The sequence below is a fragment of the Lentzea roselyniae genome, assembly GCF_039537795.1.
GTDB lineage: Bacteria > Actinomycetota > Actinomycetes > Mycobacteriales > Pseudonocardiaceae > Lentzea > Lentzea atacamensis.
This window is the reverse complement of record NZ_BAABBE010000013.1, coordinates 137748-159268: the sequence shown is the minus strand read 5'-3', so window position 1 is coordinate 159268 and position 21521 is coordinate 137748. Positions and strand designations below refer to the sequence as shown.

Below are 21521 nucleotides of genomic sequence, written 5' to 3'. Positions count from 1 at the left end.
CACCAGACCGGATCAGCTGCCGTACGCCGAGAGCGGCGGGCAGGAGCAGACCAGGTTGCGGTCGCCCTTCGCGCCGTCGATGCGGCGGACCGGCGGCCAGATCTTCGGAGCAGAAGTACCGGCCGGGTGGACGGCCTCCTCGCGGGTGTACGGGTGGTTCCACTCGCCGACGGTCACGCAGGCCGCGGTGTGCGGGGCGTTGCGCAGCGGGTTGTCCTCGACGGGCCACTCGCCGGCGCCGACGCGGTCGATCTCGCGCTTGATGGCGATCATGGCGTCGATGAACCTGTCGATCTCGGCCAGGTCCTCGGACTCGGTGGGCTCGACCATCAGCGTGCCGGCGACGGGGAACGACATCGTCGGGGCGTGCAGGCCGTAGTCGGCGAGGCGCTTGGCGACGTCGTCGACCGTCACGCCGGTGGCCTTGGTGATCGGGCGCAGGTCCAGGATGCACTCGTGGGCCACGAAGCCGCCCTCACCGGTGTAGAGGACCGGGTAGTGCTCGTCGAGGCGGCGCGCGACGTAGTTGGCGGCGGCCACGGCGGTCAGGGTGGCGCGGCGCAGGCCGTCGCCGCCCATCATGCGCACGTAGGCCCACGAGATCGGCAGGATCGACGCGGAACCCCACGGGGCGGCGCTGATCGGGCCGACACCCGTCGCCGGGCCCGCGGTGGGCTGCAGCGGGTGGTTCGGCAGGAACGGGGCGAGGTGGGAGCGGACGCCGATCGGGCCGACGCCGGGGCCACCACCGCCGTGCGGGATGCAGAACGTCTTGTGCAGGTTCAGGTGCGAGACATCCGAGCCGAACTTGCCGTAACGCGCGAGGCCGATGAGGGCGTTGAGGTTCGCGCCGTCGACGTACACCTGGCCGCCCGCGTCGTGGACCAGGCCGCACACCTCGCGGACCGTGTCCTCGTACACGCCGTGGGTCGACGGGTAGGTGATCATGATCGCGGCGAGGTCGTCCGCGTGCTCCGCGACGGTCTCCCGCAGGTGGCCCATGTCGATGTTGCCCTTGTCGTCGCACTTCACGACGACGACGCGCATGCCGGCCATGACGGCGGACGCGGCGTTGGTGCCGTGGGCCGACGACGGGATCAGGCAGACGTCGCGGTCGGCGTTGCCGTTCGCGCGGTGGTAGGCACGGATCGCCAGCAGACCGGCGAACTCGCCCTGCGAACCGGCGTTGGGCTGCAGGGACACCGCGTCGTAGCCGGTGAGCTCGGCCAGCCAGGCCTCGAGGTCAGAGACGATCTTCAACAGGCCTGCGGCGTCCTCGACGGGCGCGAAGGGGTGCAGCGTCGAGAACTCCGGCCACGTGATGGACTCCATCTCCGCGGTGGCGTTCAGCTTCATCGTGCAGGAGCCGAGCGGGATCATGCTGCGGTCGAGCGCGACGTCCTTGTCCGACAACGCACGCAGGTAACGCAGCAGCGCGGTCTCGGAGCGGTGCGCGTGGAAGACCGGATGCGTCAGGTAGTCGGACGTGCGGCGAAGGTCTGCCGGGATGCCGTCCGCGGTGTCGGCGTCGATGGCGTCCACATCGGACCCGGTGACCCCGAAGGCTTCCCACACAGCGACGACGTGCGCCCGCGTGGTCTTCTCGTCGCAGGCGATCGCCACGACGTCGGCGTCGACCTGGCGCAGGTTGATGCCTGCCTCGCGCGCCTTCTCGACGATCCGGGCGGCCTGACCCTCGACGCGCACCTGGACGGTGTCGAAGAACTCGCCGTGCACGACGTCCAGACCGGCCTCGCACAGGCCCGTGGCGAGCACGGTGGCCATGCGGTGCACACGGGTCGCGATGGCGCGCAGGCCCTCGGGACCGTGGTAGACGGCGTACATGGAGGCGATCACGGCCAGCAGCACCTGCGCGGTGCAGATGTTCGACGTGGCCTTCTCGCGGCGGATGTGCTGCTCGCGCGTCTGCAGCGCGAGGCGGTAGGCCAGCGAGCCGTCGGCGTCGACGGAGACACCGACGAGACGGCCGGGCAGCTGACGCTCCAGCCCGGACCGGACGGCCATGTAACCGGCGTGCGGGCCACCGAACCCGATCGGCACACCGAAGCGCTGGGTGGTGCCGATGACGACGTCCGCGCCGATCTCGCCCGGCGCGCGCAGCAGCGTCAGCGCGAGGAGGTCGGCGGCGACCACGGCCTGCGCACCGGCGGCGTGGATCTCCTCGACCAGGCCGGCCTGGTCGCGCACCACACCAGACGCGCCGGGGTACGAGAGCAGCACACCGAAGAAGTCACCGCCCAGGCCGAGGCCCTCGATGCCCTGCGACAGGTCGGCGACGACGATCTCGATGCCCAGCGGCTCGGCGCGCGTCTCGATGACGGCGAGCGTCTGCGGCAGCGTGTCGGCGTCCACGACGAACTTGTTCGACTTGGACCGACCGGCGCGGCGCACCAGCGTCATCGCCTCGGCGGCGGCGGTCGACTCGTCCAGCATGGACGCGTTCGCCACCGGCAGGCCGGTCAGGTCGCCGACCATGGTCTGGAAGTTCAGCAGCGCCTCGAGGCGGCCCTGCGAGATCTCCGGCTGGTACGGCGTGTACGCGGTGTACCAGGCGGGCGACTCCAGCACGTTGCGCAGGATCACGCCCGGCGTGACGGTGTCGTAGTAGCCGAGACCGATCATCTGCGTCATCGGCCGGTTCTGGGACGCGAGCTCACGCAGCTCGGCGAGCGCCTCGGTCTCGGTGGCCGGGGCGGGCAGGTCCAGCACGAGGTCGCGCTCGTGAATGGACGAAGGCACCGCGCGCTGCGCCAGCTCCTCCAGCGACCCGACGCCGATGACGTCGAGGATGCGCGCGAGTTCGGCGGGGCGCGGACCGACGTGGCGGTCGGCGAACGGGGTGCCGTGCTCGAGAGCGGCGAGCGGAATGCGGTCCTGCGACATCAAACGCCTCCGGGGGCTGCGGGCACACGTGTCCTGGTGCCCTCCCCGCTCTGTCCGTACCCCGAGGGGCGCCTGAGAGGTTCACCCCGGCGCGAACCAGGGCTTTCACCGTCGGCGGGACCGCAAAAAGATCTTCAGCGGTCCACTTTCCAGAGGCGTCTCGCTCACGCGGTCCTGGATGCCTGAGAGGTTCCCGGGGAGGGACTTGCTCCTTCGGCGCCGGGTTCGAGGCCCGGTCTCTCCCGCCTGAGTTCAGCGACTACCCGCGAAGAATACCCGCAGGTGGCCCACCTAGTCCCCAGGGACGCGACCTACGTCTCAACAGCGAGATCGCGCAGCACCCTGCCGACCGGGTCGAGCAGGTCCTCGCGCACCGCCACCAGCAGGTGCGAGGTGCCCACCACGTCGTCCCCGCGCTGCGCCGCGACGAGCTTCGCGCCCTCGACGAACCGCTCGACCCCGGCACCGGACGCGGCCGGCAACGCGGCCGGGTCCACTCCTGCCGCCCGCAGCGCCGCCGCCCCACCGGACTCGAACTCCGGCCGCAACCACTGCCCGGCGGCCGTCAGCTGGTCGTCGACCGTCAGCACCGCCGCCACCAGGTCCGCAGCCGTGGCTTCCTGACGCCCGGCGGCCACCGCGAGCCTCGTCGCCTCGTTCCGCACCACGGTCAGCACCGGTCCGCCCAGACCCTGGCTGCGGGCGACAAACCGGATCAGCCAGCGCACGTAACCGCCACCGGTGTCACCCTCCAACGCCCCGGCCTTGCGCAGCAGTCGCACGGCGGGAGCCTCTTCCGGTTCCGCGGCTTTCCGCACTGCTTCGACCGTGGCCTCGACATCCACACGCAGGACGGTGAACAGTTCGGCGGCGCGTCCGTACTCCAGCGACAGCAACGCCACCGAGAGATGCGTCGTGGTCAGCACACCGTCGCCGGCCTCGGCGATCGCCGCACGCAAGCACTCGTCCAACGCCCGGCTGACCGGCAACGCGGGCTCGGCACCGGCGCGGTCGTGGGCTGTGCGCATCAGTGCGGCCACGCCGGGATCAGCCTCACAGGCGCCACCGTCGTCACCGGTCCAGCTCCTGGCCATCGCCTGTGCCCGAACCGACTTCACACCCAGTCTGCGGCCGGGGCCGATCGTGTCCGCCAGTGCGATCAACAGGTTCTCGGTGCCGACGAGGCCGAACTCCAGCCGGGACGCTCGCTGCACCGCGGCGGCCAGCACGTTCACGACCTGATAGGAGGGTGTGCAGATCATGCGCTCAACGCTAGAGAGCGGCACGATCGCGACGCTGCTGCCGACTGGCCACGAGGGACAGCCGGTCGGCCACGGTCTCTCAGCCGGTCGCGCGCTCCCGGCGGCGACGCGCCAGCTCGTCCTCCGTCATGGGAGCGATCTCGACGCCGTCCGCACGTTCGGCCGGGAACTCGTGGATCGTGCCGCTGATCTCCCGCATGGCGCCGGAGACCGCGATGCCGAACACGCCTTGGCCGCCCTGCAGCAGGTCGACGACCTCCTCAGGCGAGGTGCACTCGTAGACGGTCGTGCCGTCGGAGAACAACGTGATCTTCGCCAGGTCCTGCACGCCGCGGCGGCGCAGGTGGTCGACCGCGACCCTGATGTTCTGCAGCGAGACCCCGGTGTCCAGCAGTCGCTTGACGACCTTCAGGACCAGGATGTCCTTGAACGAGTACAGCCGCTGACTGCCGGAGCCGTGCGCCATCCGCACCGTCGGAGCGACGAGGCCGGTCCTGGCCCAGTAGTCGAGCTGCCGGTACGTGATGCCCGCGATCTGACACGCCGCGGGACCCCGGTAACCGACGAGCTCGTCCGGCAGCGAGGAGTCCGGGAACAGCTCACCCTGCTGCCCGGATTCGGCCCGAACGGGCGCTTCCTCGACCACGCCTGCCTCCCCTCGGAACGGCCACGAAACTCATGGCCGTCAAGCCGCTACGTCAGCTCACGCAAACCAGCGACGTCCACTCGAGTTCGACGGTAAGACCGGTCAGAGGGCAGGTCAACGCGACGCGCGGGGAGTGTCGACGCTCAACCTCAGGTAGAGAGTCACGCCGTCACCCGATGTAGGACGTTCAGGTGACGTTTAGTGATCGTTTAGCGGGCAAATTGTGCGGAAGGTAGCCCAAAAGAGCGACAAGCGGACGAGTTACGCCGGTGCCAAACAAGACGGACAGCGACACGCTTATGTGTCCGCTCCGCGACTGTGCTTATGTGTCCGCTCCGCGGAAGTCCTCGGGCGAGACCGAGTCGAGGAACTCGCGGAACTTCTCCACCTCGTCCTCCTGCTCGTCCGGGATGATGAGGCCCGCCTCGGCCAGCACGGACTCCTCCGCGTGGATCGGCACACCGACGCGCAACGCCAGCGCCACCGAGTCCGAGGGCCGCGCGGACACCCGCACGTCGCCGTCGAACACGAGTTCGGCGAAGAAGGTGCCCTCCTGCAGGTCGGTGATCCGCACCTGTTCGAGGTTGCGGCCCAACGCTCCGATGACGTCCTTGAGCAGGTCGTGGGTGAGGGGCCGGGCCGGGCGCACGCCCTGTTGCTCGAGTGCGATGGCCGTGGCCTCGACGGAGCCGATCCAGATCGGCAGGTACCGCTCGCCCTCGGTTTCGCGCAGCAGGAGGATCGGCTGGTTCTGGGGCAGCTCCACCCGGACGCCCACGACGCGCATCTCGCTCATCGGGTCTCGCCTCCCTCTGGACTCGTTGGGGAGTACCCGGTTTGTCTCCGAGCATCCCCCGGCGTATGCGTTCGACGCTACCCGCCAAGCGGGCCGTGTGCTCAATCGTTGCGGGCAGAACGTGATCAAGACGATTGACGCAGACCTGCTCTTACCAACAACGTGTGCAACGAGGTGAACAGGTCAGCCAATTCCCGGACCGTCTCGGGATCTGAGAAAGACTTCAGCAGAACCACCTCGTGGTCCGCCGCAGCGCGAACCGCGCGCAGCTGCTCGCGCTCGACGCCGAGTCCGGTCATCGTCCGGATCGTGCGGAGCGCGGTGATGTCATCGGTGGTGAAACGGCCACCGGGGCCCGCGCGCAGCAGACCGTCGCGTTCCAGCTGGGACAGCTGTTCCGCGCTGATTCCGGTCTGGGCCAGCAGGTCTGCCCGCGTCACCGAGCCGGAGTCGGCGGCAACCGCGCTGTCGAGCTGTTCGCGGATCACCTTGAGCGGCAGGTATCTGTCGCGTTGTGCGGACAGCACAAAACGCAGCCTCTCGACGTCCGCCACGGAGAACTGGCGGTAGCCGGAGGCCGTGCGTGCCGGGCGGACCAGCCCCTCCGCTTCCAGGAAGCGGATCTTGGAGATGGTGACCTCGGGGAACTCGGGGCGGAGCTGCGAGAGCACCGCCCCGATGCTCAGTACCCCGCGTTGTGGCCGCCCGGCCGTCACGCGTCAGGCTCCGGAGGAGCCAGGACCCGTCAGGAAGACGAGGCGGAACTTGCCGATCTGGACCTCGTCGCCGTTCGCGAGGACGGCCTGGTCGACCGGCTCGCGGTTGACGTAGGTGCCGTTGAGGCTGCCGACGTCGATGACGACGAACTCGCCGCTTTCCCGGCGGAACTCGGCGTGGCGGCGGGACACCGTCACGTCGTCCAGGAAGATGTCGCTGTCGGGGTGGCGTCCCGCGCTCGTCGTGTCGCGGTCCAGCAGGAACCGGGAACCGGCGTTCGGGCCGCGCTTCACCACGAGCAGCGCGGAACCGGCGGGAAGTGCGTCTACGCCGGCAACGGCCGGCTCCTGCGCGGGCGCCTCTGCGCCTTCGACCTCTGCGAGGAAGTCCGCCCGGAAGACGGAGGTCCGCTCCGGGGACTGCTCCGGCGGAACGCCTGGGCCGTCGTTCGTGCTCACCTGAGCTCTCCTCCTGCTGCTGGATCCGTCACTTCCGGTAAAACCTATCGTGTTCGAGTCGCCACCTTGAGCGCGGCTCCCCTTCCGGCCGAAGATCCGGCGAAAGATCGACGTCACTCCTTCTCCACCAAAGCCTTGTACCCGTCGGCGTCCAGCAGCCCTTCGATCGCGTCCGGGTCGCTCACCCGGAGCTCGACCATCCAGCCCTCGCCGTACGGGTCGCTGTTGACCGAGTCGGGCGTCTGCACCAACGCGTCGTTGATGGCGACGACCTCACCGTCGAGCGGCGAGTAGAGGTCGGACACGCTCTTGGTCGACTCGACCTCGCCGAACGTGTCGCCCGCGGAGACGGTGTGGCCGACCTCGGGCAGCTGGACGAAGACGACGTCACCGAGCTGTTCCTGGGCGTAGTCGGTGATGCCGACGCGCACGGTGTTCTCGCCCGTGCTGGCGACCCACTCGTGCTCCTCGGTGTAGCGAAGCTCCTCGGGAATCAACTGACTGCGCTCCTCGTGCTGAACCTGTATGGGGTGATCTTTTCACGCGGCCTTGCCGGGAGTGACCCGCAGGGCCAGGAAGAACTGGTAGACGTACAGCAGCGCCGACCACAGGTAGAGCGCTCCGCCCCAGACCGTGAACGCGTAGGCGAACGGCTGGGCGACCTGCGCCCAGCCCGAGTCGCCCTGTGCGAGCAGCAGCAGGGGGAACGCGTACAGCAGGTTGAAAGTCGCGGCCTTGCCCAGGTAGGTGACCTCGAACGGGGCCCAGCCGCGCCCGCGCAGGATCAGCAGGCAGATGCCGACGACGACCTCTCGGCCCACGAGCACGAGAGCGATCCACAGCGGGACGATGTCCCTGACCACGAACGCCAGCAGCGTGCAGAACACGTACAGGCGGTCGGCGGCGGGATCGAGCAGCGCGCCCAGCTTGCTGGCCTGGTCGAGCCAGCGGGCGAGCTTGCCGTCCAGCCAGTCGGAAAGCCCCGCGAAGACGAGAACGAGCAGCGCCCAGCCGTCCGCGCGGGGTCCGAGCAACAGGTACAGGAAGAGCGGAACACCGGCCAGCCGCAACACGCTGAGCAGGTTCGGAATCGTCAGCAGGCGATCAGCCGGATCACGCACACCCGCACTCTAAACGAGTGACTGCGCACGGGCTGCCGGATGGCGTCACGGCACGCGGTGCGACTGGTTGCGGGTCTGGTGCGCGGTGTTCGGTTCTTGCGGGGTCGAGCTCAGGCTGTCCGGGTGAGCGTCCAGCCGCGGCGCTGCATCTCGGCGCCGGTGATGGCGTGCGGGCGGCCCCGGTCGTCGCGGCCCACCCAGCGAGCGCGGAAACCCTCGAGCACGTAGGCGTGCCCCCGGCTCCACACCACGCTGCACGGCGTGGTGGGCAGCGCGGTCTGCATCTCTGCGGACTGCTGCGGCTGGGTCTCCATGGCGGTTCTCATTTCAATCCCTCCGTGACACCAGGGATGTCGCGCACCGGGGCTCCGGTGTTATCCCTGAGAACGAATTCTGTCGGACTGTGGTTCAGAACACGTGTCCTGTTTGGGTCCTTAGCGTTAACTGGGCCGAACGGCGCGCCGAGCTGTTCGGGCCCGAAGCGGAACGGAAGAACGGGTCATTGCTCACGCAACCGTTCGTCGTACGACGACGACCGCACAACGTTTGCGACGTATCGGTCTGGCCTAACCTCCGCGGATGGAGCAGGTGAAGTTCGGTGGCGAGCTGATCTCGCGGTTGATGACCCACCTGTGCGAGCGGCTGGACGGCTGCCTCGGCGTCGGGCTGAGCGTGTGGCCGGACGGCGCGCTGCTCAGGGCCGTCGGTGTCGCGGCGGAGCTGGACCAGGCGCAGGTGGAGGGGCGGGAGGGACCGCTCGTCGACGCCTCACGCGACGAACGGCAGGCCGCCGGGAAGGTCGGCGGTCTGGACGTCGTCGCCGTGCCGGGCAGCTGGGGCGACGGGGGCCCGGTGGTGCTCACCGTGTACCTGGACCACGAGCCGGAGGCCGAGGACCTCAAGGCCATCGAGGAGATCGAACCGCTCGTCGCCACCGCCGCCGCGGTGATCGAGTTCTGCGCCGGCGAGGTGCTCAGGGCCGACCAGATGGTGCGGATGGTGCAGCACCGGCGCTACATCGAACAGGCCAAGGGGCTGCTGATGGGAGCGCGGCCCTGCCCGCCGGGAGACGCGTTCGAGCTGCTCGTGCGCGCCAGCCAGCACGCCAACGTGAAGCTGCGGGACGTGGCGATGGCGCTGGTGCTGGTGGCCTGCGGGGAGCTGGAGGACGCCGACGACATGTCGATGCCGCCGAAGATCGCCTACGACACCGCGCAACGGTTGTGGGAGGCGCTGCACGTTTGAGTCACCCTCGTGTTGGGTATGGACCCCTCGACCTGTCATGTGATGCGACCTCTCCCGTACGGTGAGGGCGCAGCGGTTGAGCCAGCAGCCGCGTCGGGGCCGCTGCAGTGGCGGCTCCCTGGGTGCGAGAGGGAGAACATCGGTGACTGTGCAGGACCCGCGAGCTGAGCAGACCATCGCACTGTCGGCGAGCCAGCCGGCGGCCGGTGCCACGGTGCTCGCCGTGTCCGGCGAGGTCGACATGGTGTCCGCGCCCGCGTTGCGCGACGCCCTGGTCAACGGCCTCGAGGACGGCGGCACCTTCGTAGTGGACATGACCGGCGTGACCTTCCTCGGATCCGCCGGCCTGGCGGTGCTCGTGGAGGCTGCCCGGTTGGCGCCGCAACATTCCGCGACTCTCAAGGTCGTGGCCACCGCACGGGCCGTGACGCGGCCTCTGGAGGCCACGGGCCTTGGTGAGGTGTTCAGCGTGCACGAATCCGTGGACGCCGCTCTCAGCGTTTAGTTCAGCGTTCAGTTCATCCGAATGGTGAGGCGGTTTCCCGCCGCCTCCAACGCCTCGGAGACCGTGTGGAGCGCGTGCTGGACTCCGCCTGTCTCCTCGCCGAGCTCGGTGAGGTCGACGGTCAGCGGCACGGTGCCACCGCGCGCCGCCGTGGTCAGGGTGCGTCGCAACGACGGACCGGCCTCGGCGGGCACGTTCCTCCGGATGACCGCGACGACGCCGGAGGAGGTCTCGTACACGTGCACTTCGCAGTCGGTCGCGGCCGGAGACCCGAACGGCACCGGCGAACGGCCGCGGCGCAGCCGCACGGTCGTGCCTCTCGACGAGCGGTCGATCACGACGTCGTCCACGCTCTCCCGCATGAGCAGAAGTCCTCGGCCCCTCGTGGTGAGCGCCGGCGGCGGTACACGCCACTGGCCGTGGTCGGTGACGTCGATCGCGACGGCGCCGTCCTTCCCGATCCGCGCGCGGACCTCGATGGTGCCCGTGGCGGGCGCCGGGTACGCGTGTTCGACCGAGTTGTTGACCGCTTCGCTGACGGCGAGAACGAGGTCGCTCGCCTCGTCGTCACCAAAACCGCTTTCCCGCAGCCACTCGCGCAGCTGGTGCCGCAAAGGCGCCACTTCGCGTGCGTCCGCGGGGAAGCGGAGGGACAGGAAGTCCTCGTGCACCAGCACAACGCTCCTCCCCTGGATTGCCTCTGCCAGGTGATTTCCCTGCGGCTCGGACCAATACACGTGTGAAACGAGAACAATTCGGGTACGGCAATGACATGCCGGCCTTCAGCAGAACGGACTACAAGGTGGGTGTGACGCAATTGTCAGGGGTCGAACTGCGGATGGCCGCGGATCCCACGCAGCTGTCCATCGTCCGCGCCGTCGCGGCGGACATCGCGATGAGGCAGGACTTCGACCTCGACTCGATCGAGGACCTGAAGCTCGCCGTCGACGAGACGTGCTCGACGCTGATCACACTGGCGGACTCGGACGCGGTGCTCAGCTGTCACTTCGCGGTCGACGCCGCTGGTGCGGTCCGGGTGTCGGCCCGCGTCGCAACGAACTCCGCCGGCGGGCCCGACGAGGGCAGCTTCGGCTGGCGCGTGCTGACCGCGCTCGTCGACTCGGTGAAGACCAGAGTCGAGGAGACCGAAGGGGTCGTGGTCCACATCGACCTCGTGAAGTCCTCGGCAGGGGCGGTGGATGCGTGACGGGCTCGGAGGAGGCGACCAAAACCTCCCCTGCCGAGGAGAAGAAGACCTCGCAGGGCGGTGATTACGACCACCTGGCCCCGCTGTTCGCCGAGCTCGCGCAGACCCCTGAGGGGCCGTCGAGAGACGCGCTGCGGGACCGGCTCGTGACCGAGCACCTCCCGGTCGCCCAGCACATCGCGCGCCGGTTCGGCCATCGCGGTGAACCGCACGAGGACCTGGTGCAGGTCGCGACGGTCGGCCTGATCAACGCGGTCGACCGGTTCGACCCCGACCGCGGCTCGGACTTCCTGTCGTTCGCCGTGCCGACGATCATGGGCGAGGTCAGGAAGTACTTCCGCGACTCCAGCTGGTCGGTGCGCATGCCGCGCCGGCTGAAGGAGCTGCACCTGGCGATCAACGCGGGTACCTCGCGGTTGTCGCAGCAGCTGGGGCGGGCACCGACGCCGTCGGAGCTGGCCGAGCACCTGGGGCTCTCGCGCGACGAGATCCACGAAGGACTCGCGGCCGGAAACGCCTACCAGAGCGCGTCTTTGGACGACATGCTGATGTCGGAGGACTCGTCGATCTCGCTCGGTTCCACGATCGGCGAGGAGGATCCCGAGATCGCGATGATCGAGCAGCGGGAGGCTCTGCACCCGTTGCTGCAGAAGCTGCCGGAGCGGGAACGCAAGATCGTGATCATGCGGTTCTTCGGGAACATGACGCAGACGCAGATCGCGCAGAAGGTCGGGATCTCGCAGATGCACGTCTCGCGGTTGCTCGCGAAGACGTTGCGGCAACTCCGAGACGTGCTCGAGGAGTGAGCCGGAGTTCCGGCACGGTCACGTCTCGCCGCCGCCGCGGCGATGCGATCGGGGCTTGACTTCGAGGGATTTGCGAGACGTTCGCACCCGAGGTCGAGCCCCGATCGCAAGAGCGGGTGGCTGCGTCGGACCGGTGCCGACGGGCTTTTCAGGACGCCACGCGGACGCGGCGCCGGGTCGCAGCGATGATCTGGCGCCGCTCGTCCTCCCCCATGCCGCCCCACACGCCGTAGGGTTCCTGGGCCTCAAGGGCGTGCTCGCGGCACTGCTCGAGCACCGGGCAGTGCGCGCAGATCGCCTTGGCCTTCTCCTCCCGGGCGGCGCGGGCGTAGCCGCGCTCGTTGTCCGGGTGGAAGAAGATGGCGCTGTTCTGGCCGCGGCACAGACCATGCATCTGCCAGTCCCACACGTCGGTGACCGGCTTGGGCAGACGGGTCGTGCAGGTCATCGCGACTCCCTTGGCTGGGCGGAAGAGTTGCGATCACTGCGTACCCGTGGTCTGACCAGCGGTAAACCTGTTAGGCCGTGTCCTGCAGGTCTCGTTCGCGATAGTCGCGGCCGAGGGGCCTGGGACCCTCATCGAACGGACCTGCAGGACACGGCCTAAAGCCGTTCAGGTGCCCCGATGCCCAGCAACGACAGGCCCAGCGTGAGCACGCGTGACGTGAGGGTGAGCAGGTGCAGGCGTGAATCCTGAAGCTCCTGGGACTCCGCGGTCGCCACGGGGCAGTTGTTGTAGAACGTGGAGAACGCCGTCGCCGTCTCGAACAGGTACGTCGTGAGCTTGTGCGGGGCGAGCTCGTCGATGGCCGCCTGGATCGCCGTGGGCAGCTGCAGCAGCTTCAGGGCGAGGTCGCGTTCGGCCTGCTCCTGCAGCACGAGCGGGGCGTCCGCGGGGGCCTCGCGGCCCACCTTGCGTCCGATGGAGAGGATGCGGGCGTTCGCGTACTGGATGTAGACGGACGTGTCGCCGGTGGTGGCGAGCATCTTCTCCCAGGTGAAGACGTAGTCCTTCTCGCGGTCGTTGGAGAGGTCCGCGTACTTCACCGCGCCGAGGCCGATGGTGCGGGCGAGCTGTTCCTTCTCCGCACCCTCCACTTCGGACGTTTCGGGCATGACCTTGTACGAGTTCTCGATCGCCTCGGTGAGCAGGTCGATGAGCTTGATGGTGCCGCCCGCGCGGGTGCGGATGGTCTTGCCGTCCGAGCCGAGGATCGTGCCGAAGCCCGTGTGCACGGCGGTGTGGGCGTCGTCGAGCCAGCCGGCCTGCCTGGCGGTGGCGAAGATCATCTGGAAGTGCTGGGCCTGCGGGGTGCCGACGACGTAGATCAGGTCGTCGACCTTGCGGTCGCGCACCCAGTAGCGGACCGTCGCGAAGTCCGTGGTGGCGTAGCCGTAGCCGCCGTCGCTCTTGCGGACGATCAGCGGCAGCCGGTCGCCGTCGCGGTTGGTGAAGCCGGGCGGGAACACGCACAGGGCGCCGTCGCTGGTCTCGACGAGGCCCTTCTGCTGCAGCTCGGTGATCGTGTCGGCGAGGTAGGGGTTGTAGAAGCTCTCGCCGTAGTTGTCGGCGGCGGACAGGCCGATGCCGAGCATGTCGTAGATCTGGTTGAAGTGCCGCTGCGACTCCGCGACCAGCTCGTTCCACAGGGCGAGCGTGTGCTCGTCGCCGCCCTGCAGCAGCACGACCCGGCGGCGCGCGCGGTCGGCGAAGCCCGGCTCGTTGTCGAACTTCTGCCGCGCCTGCTGGTAGAAGGCGTTGAGGTCGCTGATCTCGTGATCGGCGCCGTGGCCCTCGTCGGTGAGGTGCTCGATGAGCATGCCGAACGGCGTGCCCCAGTCACCGAGGTGGTTGTGCGGGATGACCTCGTGGCCGGCGAACGTCAGCAGCCGGCAGAACGCGTCACCGATGATCGTCGAGCGCAGGTGCCCGACGTGCATCTCCTTGGCGACGTTCGGGCTGCTGTAGTCGATCGCGATCCGCCGCGGCTCGTCCGTCGTGGGCACGCCCAGCCGGTCGTCGGCCAGCAGGCGCGCGGTCTGCGTCTCCAGCCACTCGCGGCGCAGCTTCAGGTTGATGAAGCCGGGGCCCGCGATCTCCGGGGTCTCGAGCGCGTCGGCCGCGTCGAGGTGCTCGACGATCAGCGCGGCGACCTCGCGAGGGTTGCGGCCGACCTTCTTGGCGAGACTCATCGCCACGTTGCACTGGTAGTCGGCACCGTCTCGGTTGGACGGTCGGATCAGCGCTTCCTCGGCGGTGATGTCCACGTCCAGAGCGGCGCGCAATGCCCGCGCGACCCGCTGGCCCAGTTCGAGCCCGACATCCCCACGCAGCACTGAACCCACCTTTCACCCGCGGCTTTGAACCCAGTATTTCACCAGCGTCCAAGCAGTAACGCACCGCCGCCCACGAGCGCCGCCAGACTCACCGCGCCGAAGAGCGTCACCCAGCCGAGCGCGGGCACGCCGGTCAGCCAGGCGAGCTGGTCGGCGTCCGACCGCGGTGCCTGCCGGCGCCACCGCTTGACCTGCAGTTCCCACACCGGCCGCACGCCGCCGAGCAGCAGGAACCACGCGAAGACGTACGCGGCGGTGTCCCTGACCTCGGGTGATGCGTAGAAGGAGACGAAGAAGAACGCGCCGCCGGTGACGATGATGGACAGGACGCCGAAGACGTTGCGGATCATGATCAGCATGGCGGCGAGGAAGCCGATGCTGATCCAGAGCATGAGCTGGATCTGCTCGTTGGTGATGAGCACGGCGGCGCCGAAGCCGAGCAGCGACGGGGCGATGTAGCCGGCCAGGGCGGTGAGGACCATGCCGGGTCCGCGGGGCTTGCCGCGCGAAACCGTGAGGCCGCTGGTGTCGGAGTGCAGCTTGATGCCGCTGAGGCGTCGTCCCGTGAGGACGGCCACCAGTGCGTGGCCGCCTTCGTGGGCGATGGTGATGACGTTCCGGGTCACCCGCCAGAGCCCGTGCAGCGCCACGGCCAGGAACGCGGCGAGCGCGGTGCCCCAGGTGATCACGACCTCATGAGTCAGCTCCGGCATCGGGACATCGAAACAGACGCGCCGTGAGAGCCGCATGTGGGCTCTCACGGCGCGCGTGCTCGGCAGGGGGTCAGTGCTTGATCTTGTCCTTGCTCACGCGGTCGGTCTTGGGATCGACCACGGCCTGCTCCTTGGTGATGGGCTCGCGTTCCCTCGGGCTGACCGTCGGGTCCATCTCCTCGATGCGGTGTTCGCGGGCCGGCTCGTCGCCGGCGTCCCGGAACGCCGCCGAACGCTGCTGGGGCAGCTCCGGCTCCTCGTCCTCCTCGATCAGCTTGCGGCGCGCGGGCACCACCGCGAGCAGCAGGCCGAAGAGCGCGAGGCCGAGGTGCAGCCAGTTGTCGTTCGTGTTGAGCGCCAACGGGTTGCCGAACTCTGACGCGGGGTTCTGCGCGAGGATCCCGGTGATCATCAGGCCCCAGACGAAGAGCGCGCCGTAGCCGGCGAACAGCAGCCACCCGTACAGCCGGGCGAGGCCCGACCCGAGAGCCATCAGCAGACCGAGCACGCCGATGGCCACGTGCACCAGGTTGTGCAGCGGGTTCACCGAGAACCCGAGCACGAACGAGTGGGTGGACCAGTCACCGACCCCGGTGCGGGTGAAGCCCACGACGCCGAACACGATGAACGCGATACCGGCCAGCGCGGCCAGAATCTGCACCGGTTGCAGACCGGCGACCTTGACAGTGACGCGGTGGGTCATGACGCCCTCCAGGCTCCGTACTTGTCGCTCGGCTGACTACCCCGCGTCAGCTTTCGTCAAACCGTTCACCGAAACGTCCGGCATGCCATTACGTGGCACGACGACATTGCGTTTGCCGATGTGCACCACATGGGCTCTCGCAGGGTTCACGAGAACCGTGATTTCGGCGTTCTGCTCGTTGTACGCGCGGACCTCGACCTGTGCGCCGCGGGCGGCGGCATTGCGCAGAGCCGCGGCGAGCATGTCCAGGTTCCACGGTTTGACGAGCCGGAACTGGAACTCGTCCACGTTCAGCACGGCCCAGAGCTCGTGGTCGGTGGGTGGATCGGTCGGATTCATCGCGAAAATCCCCTCGGTGGTGGGCTCCGGGCGCCGCGCCCACCGCTCGGCGCCCGGAATCCTGTTGCGGCGTGTTGTCACGGGAGCTGGGTCACGACGTACGGGACCTCGTAGAACGCACCCGCCCCGGACACCAGCTGCTCCTTCGAGGCGGTGCGGCACGGCACGCGGAACGAGCCGATGACGGTGTCGACGGCGGGGTCGTCCTCGACGACGGACACCACCACGAAGCCACCCGGCGCGATGAACTCCGTGATCTGGTCGGCGTTCCCGAGCTCGCTGCCCTCCCGCGTCTGGCCTTCCGTGAACGTGCGCGTGCTCGTTCTCTCGTCACCGACCCGCAGGTAGATTTCGTCCGTGGGCGTCTCCTGCAGGTCGCGCGCCTGAACTTCGGTGATGCGCAGCTCGCACGAACCGGCCATGGGTGCGACCTGTGCGTGCGACGTTCCCGTGGTGGCGGCGGCGATCCCGCCGGCAAGGGGCAACACGGCTGCGATGCGCTTCAGGTTCAACTCGTTCTCCTAGGTCGGGGTTTCTGTTGCCCCTCAAGGAGAACTCATGTGCCGCCACCCGCACATCTGTCGCATTACCTAGGTTTGGTCGCGGGCGATGCGCGCCGCCTCCGACCTGTTGCTCGCACCGAGCTTCGCCGGCACGTGCAACCCGACGGTCCGCACGCTCAGCACCAGCTCTTCGGCGATCTCCTTGTTGGTGCGGCCCCATCCCAGCAGTTCCAGCACGTCGCGCTCGCGAGGGGTCAGCGTGCCGAGTTGTGGTTTGTCCTTGTGCAGCAACGGGACTCGCAGCTCCGCAGCGGCGTCCTCCGGCCTTCCCGCCCACCGCAACGCCTTCGCCCGCTCAAGTGCTTCCCGCACGTTCCCTTAGGAGTCGCGGCGGAACTCCTAGATACGGCCCGGCTTGCGCCCGATGCCCGAGTACGCCCCCGGCACCACGCACGGCGCCTCGATCGACAGCCCTTCCATGAGCTGCTCGACCGGTGCCGGATGCGACACCACCAGGAACCCGCCCGCCGGTAACGCGTGCCGGTACCGGCGCACCACCCGACCCTGTCCCGTGGCGTCGTCGACGTATCTCAGGACGTCGATCATCAGCACGGCGTAAGGCTCACGGAGGTCGAGATGGGACATCACGCCCGGATGCCTCAGCACCTGCTCGGGGCGGCGCAGATCGGCCTCCACGGCGCACGTCCGCGGTTCGCCGCGCAGCAGGCCACGCGCGAACGTCACGGTCACCGGGTCCGAGTCCACGTAGACGACGCGGGCGTCCGGCAGCGTCTGGTGGGTCGCACCGCACGTCGGGATGCCGGAACCGAGGTCGAGGAACTGACGCACGCCCGCCGCCCAGCAGTGGCGGACGGCGTGCCGGAGGAACAGCCGGTGCGCCCTGGTCACGAGCGGCAGCTCCGGGTCGATCCGGACGGCCTGTTTGGCGAACGCCCGGTCGGCGGCGTAGTTGTGCGCGCCGCCCAGATAGAAGTCATGGATCCGTGCGGCGTTCGGCCGACGTACGTCGACCTCGTAGCGTGCGAAGGCGGGGACCGCAGCCATTCGCAGAGCGTAACTGGCGCCTAGACCATTCGGGCGAAGTTTTGGGAAGATTCTTTGGGCCCGTCTGAGGCGGGCGGGCCCGGTCCACCCCACACAGACCGGGCCACGTAGCGCGTACGGGGATCGAACCCGTGTTTCCGGATTGAGAGTCCAGCGTCCTGACCACTAGACGAACACGCCAGGAACGAGCATTGATACACAAATGCTCGCAGAGATTAGAAGAAAATGTACTAGCTGGTCACGGCTTTGAGGGCGCTCCGGCCCATTCCTCTGCGGTAATCATGGAACAATGATGACCGAAGGGCCGCACACCTCGCAAAGGAATTAATCGAGCCACGTCAGCGAGAGCCACAGCGAGGCCCTCGCGTCGGCCGAACCAAGATCACGGCCGAGCAGCCGTTCGACGTGGGCGATGCGGTGCCGGACGCTGTTGCGGTGCACGCCGAGCACCGTCGCGGCCCGGTCCCAGCTGCCGTGCTGACCCAGCCAGGCTCGCAGCGTCTCGATCAGTTCGGGGCGTCCGAGCAGTGCCGCGAGCTCGCGGCGGGCGAAGGCGCGCGCTGCCACCGGGTCCACCAAAGAGGACAGATCGGACGCCGGGAACGCGGGTGAGCCGGTGGCGAGAGCACGCGGCAGCAACGCACGAGCCTCCGCCACCGCGCTGTCGATCGCGGACGTGGAGGCGGCAGCGGGCTCGGCGACCGGGGACGACACCCCGACCGGTCCCGACACCGCGAACCCCGCCGGCACCAGCGCCAGAAACTCGTCCTCCGCCTTCGACACCAGCGGCCCGTACCGCTGCGCGAGCACGTCGTAGTCCGCTCGCGACTCCCCCGCCACCGCCCGGTACGGCCCCGGTCCCAGCACGCCCGCCAGCCCGGACACCTCCGAGCGCAGCACCGCCGACGCCGCGAGCCGGGCGATCTGGCCGCGTTCGCTCTCCACGTCCCGGCGCAGCAGCCCGAGCAACGCCAGCGCGACCGCGACGACCGCCCGTTCGGCGGCGGACAGCGGGGCCGGACGTCTGACCACGAGGACCGCGGACTCGACCGGGTCGAGCGTCACGTGGTCTTCCCCCACCTGGGCGGAGGCCGAACGAGGTCCCGTACCGGACGCGACACGTGCCACGAGAGAGGAGACGTCTTCGGGTGCGTTCCGAGCGTCGACGAGGTCGGCCCGGCAGTTCAGGACGACCGCGAGCGTGGTCAGCACCGACTCGACGGGACGGACGCGGGTCGCCGCGCGGGTCAGGGCGCGCTGGCTGTCCGCGAGCATCCGCTGCTCCCGCACGGCGATCTCCGCGAGCAACGCCCCCAGCGCCTGCGACACCGCGAGGAACGGCGTCGACGGCGGCACCTCCAGCAGCGGCATCCCCTGCGCCGCACAGGCTTCCACCAGCGACGGCGGCACGGTCGGGAACTCCGGCTCGACGCCGAACCCGATCGCCGAGACACCGGACGACACCAGCCCGGCGACGTACGCGGGCACGTCGGACGGGAACCGCACGCCGGCCGTGAGCAGCAGCTCCTCTCCGACCAGGTAGGGCGTCGGGTCCTCCAGCTCGGACACGTGCGCCCAGCGGATCGGCCGGTCCAGCCCGTCGGCTCCACACAGGACCGTCAGCCCGAGATCGACTCGCGCGACCAGATCCTTCAGCGGGACGGTTTGCACAACCATGGTCGAACGATTGTGCAGAACAACCACTTACCAGCGCCAGTGCGCGTTCCTACTGTGACCTGCAACCCAAGGAGGTCCGACAGTGGCTCTCGACTACGCGGTGATCGCCGCCTACGTGCTCGGCATGATCGGGATGGGCTGGTGGGGCATGCGCCGCGCCACCACCAAGAGCGAGTACCTGGTCGCAGGACGCAGGCTCGGTTTCGGCATGTACTCCGGCACCATGTCGGCCGTCGTGCTCGGCGGCGCGTCGACCATCGGCGGTGTCGGGCTCGGCTACAAGTTCGGCATCTCCGGCGCCTGGATGGTGTTCGCGATCGGCCTCGGCATCCTGCTGCTCTCCGCGTTGTTCGCGCGCAGGATCGTCCGGCTCAAGGTCTACACCGTCTCGCAGATGCTCGATCTTCGTTACGGCGGCAACTCGTCGATGGTGTCCGGCGCGGTGATGTGGGCGTACACGCTGATGCTCACCGTCACGTCCACGATCGCCTACTCGACCATCTTCAACGTCCTCTTCGGACTGCCGAAGACCGTGGGCGTGATCATCGGCGGCAGCATCGTGGTGCTGTACAGCGTTCTCGGCGGCATGTGGTCGATCACGCTGACCGACATCGTGCAGTTCATCGTGAAGACCATCGGCATCCTGTTCCTGCTGCTGCCGATCTCGCTGTTCGCGGCGGGCGGCATCGACGGCATCCAGGCGCGGCTCGACGACCCCGCGATGTTCGACGTCGGCAACATCGGCATCAGCACGATCATCACGTTCCTGCTGATCTACGTGTTCGGCCTGCTGATCGGCCAGGACATCTGGCAGCGCGTGTTCACCGCGAAGTCGCCGAAGGTCGCGACGTGGGGCGGGATCACGTCCGGGCTCTACTGCCTCGTCTACGCGGTCGCCGGCGCGTTGATCGGCACCGCGGGCAAGGCGCTGTACCCCGACATCGCCAACAAGGACGAGGCGTTCGCGACGATGGTGGAAGGCCTGCTGCCGACCGGTGTGCGCGGGCTCGTGCTCGCGGCCGCGCTGGCGGCGATGATGTCGACGTCCTCCGGCGCGCTCATCGCGTGTGCGACCGTCGCGGCCAACGACATCTGGAAGCGCAAGACCGACGTGCACTCCAACCGGATGTTCACGCTGGTGCTCGGCGTGATCGCGATCGGCGTCGCGGTCGCCCTGAACGACGTCGTGGCCGCGCTGACCGTCGCCTACAACATCCTCGTGGGCGGTCTGCTCGTCGCGATCATCGGCGGGCTGGTGTGGAAGCGCGGCACGCGGATCGGCGCGATGGCGTCCATGGCGGTCGGCGCGCTGACGGCGATCGCGTTCATGGTGATCGACGGCGTGCTGGCCGACTCCCCGATCTACTACAGCCTCGGCGCGTCGCTCGTGACCTACGTGGCGGTGAGCCTGGCGACGCCACCGACCCCGGCCGAGGTGCTGGCGGCGTGGGACCGCCGGGTGGCGGGAAAGGCTGACGAAGAAGAGGAACTGGTGAACGCATGATCGGCCCCGTCGACTCCTCCCAGGTCCCGCGCTACGCGGGACCGGCGACCTTCGCCCGGCTGCCGCGCCTCGACCAGGTGGCGCACGCGGACGTCGCGGTGGTGGGAGTCCCGTTCGACACCGGCGTCTCGTACCGGCCGGGAGCGAGGTTCGCGCCCACGGCCGTGCGGGAGGCCTCCCGGCTGCTGCGGCCCTACAACCCCGGTCTGGACGTGTCACCGTTCGAACGCGTCCAGGTCGCGGACGGCGGGGACATCGCGGTGAACCCGTTCCACATCGGCGAGGCCATCGAAACGATCGAGGGTGCCGCTTCCGAACTGCAGCGCGAGGGCACGCGGCTGGTGACGATCGGCGGTGACCACACGATCGCGCTGCCGTTGCTGCGGGCGGTGTCGCGGATCCACGGCCCGGTGGCGCTGCTGCACTTCGACGCGCACCTCGACACGTGGGACACCTACTTCGGCGAGCCGTTCACGCACGGGACACCGTTCCGGCGCGCGGTGGAGGAGGGCATCCTCGACACCGAGGCGATCTCGCACGTCGGCACGCGGGGACCGTTGTACGGCAAGAAGGATCTGGAGGACGACCGGCGGCTCGGGTTCGGGATCGTCACCTCGTCCGACGTGATGCGGCGTGGCGTCGACGAGACCGTGGACGCGTTGCGGCAGCGGATCGGGTCGCGGCCGTTGTACGTGTCGATCGACATCGACGTGCTCGATCCGGCGCACGCCCCCGGTACCGGGACGCCCGAGGCCGGTGGGATGACGTCGCGAGAGCTGCTGGAGATCGTGCGCGGGCTGCGGGGGCTGAACCTCGTGGGCGCGGACGTGGTCGAAGTGGCGCCCGCCTACGACCACGCGGACATCACGTCGGTGGCGGCTTCGCACCTCGCCTACGACTTGGTGAGTTTGCTGGCGCTGAAGGAGGGTCTGTGAGCGGCACACGCACCGCTGCGAACGACCCGGCGAGGCTGCTGGCAGCAGTTGGAGGACGCCTGAGCGGCACACGCACCG

At 68.9% G+C, this 21521-nt stretch carries 25 protein-coding genes, 1 tRNA gene and 1 riboswitch; of the genes, 6 read left to right on the top strand and 20 right to left on the bottom strand.

Annotation, left to right across the window (positions count from 1 at the left end; translation table 11 throughout):
• Positions 1 to 12 precede the first annotated feature (12 nt).
• The 9 genes from gcvP to ABFX45_RS24055 form a co-directional block, all read right to left on the bottom strand.
• Positions 13 to 2904, bottom strand: coding sequence for an aminomethyl-transferring glycine dehydrogenase (gene gcvP / locus ABFX45_RS24095; protein ID WP_346132033.1), 2892 nt, complete (start codon positions 2902 to 2904; stop codon positions 13 to 15).
• Between the two features lie 159 nt (positions 2905 to 3063).
• A riboswitch (glycine riboswitch) is annotated at positions 3064 to 3159 on the bottom strand.
• Positions 3160 to 3215: 56 nt separating this feature from the next.
• Positions 3216 to 4166, bottom strand: a complete 951-nt coding sequence (locus ABFX45_RS24090; RefSeq protein WP_346132031.1) for a Clp protease N-terminal domain-containing protein — start codon at positions 4164 to 4166, stop codon at positions 3216 to 3218.
• A 79-nt stretch (positions 4167 to 4245) separates the two neighbouring features.
• Positions 4246 to 4812 (bottom strand): MerR family transcriptional regulator, encoded by a 567-nt coding sequence (locus ABFX45_RS24085; RefSeq protein ID WP_109637263.1) that lies wholly within the window; start codon positions 4810 to 4812, stop codon positions 4246 to 4248.
• A gap of 322 nt (positions 4813 to 5134) precedes the next feature.
• Positions 5135 to 5608, bottom strand: coding sequence for a bifunctional nuclease family protein (locus tag ABFX45_RS24080; RefSeq protein WP_030468959.1), 474 nt, complete (start codon positions 5606 to 5608; stop codon positions 5135 to 5137).
• Positions 5609 to 5733: 125 nt separating this feature from the next.
• The gene (gene ftsR, locus ABFX45_RS24075) at positions 5734 to 6294 is read right to left on the bottom strand and encodes a transcriptional regulator FtsR (protein ID WP_170155000.1); all 561 of its coding nucleotides are present in this window, start codon (positions 6292 to 6294) and stop codon (positions 5734 to 5736) included.
• Positions 6295 to 6327: 33 nt separating this feature from the next.
• Positions 6328 to 6783, bottom strand: coding sequence for a glycogen accumulation regulator GarA (garA, locus tag ABFX45_RS24070; RefSeq protein WP_109637261.1), 456 nt, complete (start codon positions 6781 to 6783; stop codon positions 6328 to 6330).
• Positions 6784 to 6896: 113 nt separating this feature from the next.
• A complete protein-coding gene (gcvH, locus tag ABFX45_RS24065) occupies positions 6897 to 7280 on the bottom strand; it encodes a glycine cleavage system protein GcvH (RefSeq protein WP_109637260.1) in 384 nt (127 codons plus the stop codon).
• 42 nt (positions 7281 to 7322) lie between these two features.
• Positions 7323 to 7904, bottom strand: coding sequence for a cardiolipin synthase ClsA (clsA, locus tag ABFX45_RS24060; RefSeq protein ID WP_109637259.1), 582 nt, complete (start codon positions 7902 to 7904; stop codon positions 7323 to 7325).
• A gap of 110 nt (positions 7905 to 8014) precedes the next feature.
• Positions 8015 to 8230, bottom strand: coding sequence for a hypothetical protein (locus tag ABFX45_RS24055; protein WP_109637258.1), 216 nt, complete (start codon positions 8228 to 8230; stop codon positions 8015 to 8017).
• A gap of 253 nt (positions 8231 to 8483) precedes the next feature.
• Here ABFX45_RS24055 and ABFX45_RS24050 point away from each other — a divergent pair, with 253 nt between their 5' ends.
• Both ABFX45_RS24050 and ABFX45_RS24045 read left to right on the top strand, forming a co-directional pair.
• Positions 8484 to 9149: an ANTAR domain-containing protein gene (locus ABFX45_RS24050; protein ID WP_346132027.1), complete on the top strand. Its 666-nt coding sequence runs from the start codon at positions 8484 to 8486 to the stop codon at positions 9147 to 9149.
• Between the two features lie 142 nt (positions 9150 to 9291).
• Positions 9292 to 9654: an STAS domain-containing protein gene (locus ABFX45_RS24045; RefSeq protein ID WP_233439586.1), complete on the top strand. Its 363-nt coding sequence runs from the start codon at positions 9292 to 9294 to the stop codon at positions 9652 to 9654.
• Between the two features lie 8 nt (positions 9655 to 9662).
• Here ABFX45_RS24045 and ABFX45_RS24040 read toward each other — a convergent pair whose 3' ends face one another.
• A complete protein-coding gene (locus ABFX45_RS24040) occupies positions 9663 to 10331 on the bottom strand; it encodes an ATP-binding protein (protein ID WP_346132024.1) in 669 nt (222 codons plus the stop codon).
• A gap of 131 nt (positions 10332 to 10462) precedes the next feature.
• Between ABFX45_RS24040 and ABFX45_RS24035 the strand changes: the two genes are divergently transcribed.
• A complete protein-coding gene (locus tag ABFX45_RS24035; protein ID WP_233439585.1) occupies positions 10463 to 10861 on the top strand; it encodes an ATP-binding protein in 399 nt (132 codons plus the stop codon).
• On the top strand, positions 10858 to 11667 hold the full coding sequence (locus ABFX45_RS24030; protein ID WP_109637254.1) for a SigB/SigF/SigG family RNA polymerase sigma factor: 810 nt from the start codon (positions 10858 to 10860) through the stop codon (positions 11665 to 11667). The genes ABFX45_RS24035 and ABFX45_RS24030 overlap by 4 nt, the downstream gene beginning before the upstream one ends.
• A gap of 148 nt (positions 11668 to 11815) precedes the next feature.
• Here ABFX45_RS24030 and ABFX45_RS24025 read toward each other — a convergent pair whose 3' ends face one another.
• The 10 genes from ABFX45_RS24025 to ABFX45_RS23980 form a co-directional block, all read right to left on the bottom strand.
• Positions 11816 to 12115 (bottom strand): WhiB family transcriptional regulator, encoded by a 300-nt coding sequence (locus ABFX45_RS24025; RefSeq protein WP_109637253.1) that lies wholly within the window; start codon positions 12113 to 12115, stop codon positions 11816 to 11818.
• A 155-nt stretch (positions 12116 to 12270) separates the two neighbouring features.
• Positions 12271 to 14004, bottom strand: coding sequence for an arginine--tRNA ligase (gene argS / locus ABFX45_RS24020; protein ID WP_109637252.1), 1734 nt, complete (start codon positions 14002 to 14004; stop codon positions 12271 to 12273).
• 38 nt (positions 14005 to 14042) lie between these two features.
• Positions 14043 to 14717, bottom strand: a complete 675-nt coding sequence (locus ABFX45_RS24015) for a M50 family metallopeptidase (protein ID WP_211337378.1) — start codon at positions 14715 to 14717, stop codon at positions 14043 to 14045.
• A 70-nt stretch (positions 14718 to 14787) separates the two neighbouring features.
• Positions 14788 to 15420 (bottom strand): DUF4383 domain-containing protein, encoded by a 633-nt coding sequence (locus ABFX45_RS24010; RefSeq protein WP_109637250.1) that lies wholly within the window; start codon positions 15418 to 15420, stop codon positions 14788 to 14790.
• Positions 15421 to 15456: 36 nt separating this feature from the next.
• Positions 15457 to 15759: a hypothetical protein gene (locus ABFX45_RS24005; RefSeq protein ID WP_346132020.1), complete on the bottom strand. Its 303-nt coding sequence runs from the start codon at positions 15757 to 15759 to the stop codon at positions 15457 to 15459.
• 77 nt (positions 15760 to 15836) lie between these two features.
• The gene (locus ABFX45_RS24000; protein WP_346132018.1) at positions 15837 to 16271 is read right to left on the bottom strand and encodes a hypothetical protein; all 435 of its coding nucleotides are present in this window, start codon (positions 16269 to 16271) and stop codon (positions 15837 to 15839) included.
• A gap of 78 nt (positions 16272 to 16349) precedes the next feature.
• Complete coding sequence (locus ABFX45_RS23995) at positions 16350 to 16634, bottom strand: response regulator transcription factor (RefSeq protein WP_109637247.1); 285 nt, start codon at positions 16632 to 16634, stop codon at positions 16350 to 16352.
• 27 nt (positions 16635 to 16661) lie between these two features.
• A complete protein-coding gene (locus tag ABFX45_RS23990; protein ID WP_109637246.1) occupies positions 16662 to 17327 on the bottom strand; it encodes an SAM-dependent methyltransferase in 666 nt (221 codons plus the stop codon).
• Between the two features lie 108 nt (positions 17328 to 17435).
• Positions 17436 to 17507, bottom strand: a tRNA-Glu gene (locus tag ABFX45_RS23985).
• 144 nt (positions 17508 to 17651) lie between these two features.
• On the bottom strand, positions 17652 to 19004 hold the full coding sequence (locus ABFX45_RS23980) for a PucR family transcriptional regulator (protein WP_346132015.1): 1353 nt from the start codon (positions 19002 to 19004) through the stop codon (positions 17652 to 17654).
• A gap of 82 nt (positions 19005 to 19086) precedes the next feature.
• On the opposite strand from ABFX45_RS23980, the gene ABFX45_RS23975 reads away from it, so the two are divergent.
• Together ABFX45_RS23975 and speB are read left to right on the top strand one after the other, a co-directional pair.
• Positions 19087 to 20508: a sodium:solute symporter family protein gene (locus ABFX45_RS23975; RefSeq protein ID WP_109637244.1), complete on the top strand. Its 1422-nt coding sequence runs from the start codon at positions 19087 to 19089 to the stop codon at positions 20506 to 20508.
• Entirely contained in the window at positions 20505 to 21443 is a 939-nt protein-coding gene (gene speB, locus ABFX45_RS23970) for an agmatinase (RefSeq protein WP_109637243.1), read from the top strand. Before ABFX45_RS23975 ends, speB begins: the two co-directional genes overlap by 4 nt.
• The last annotated feature ends 78 nt before the right edge of the window (positions 21444 to 21521 follow it).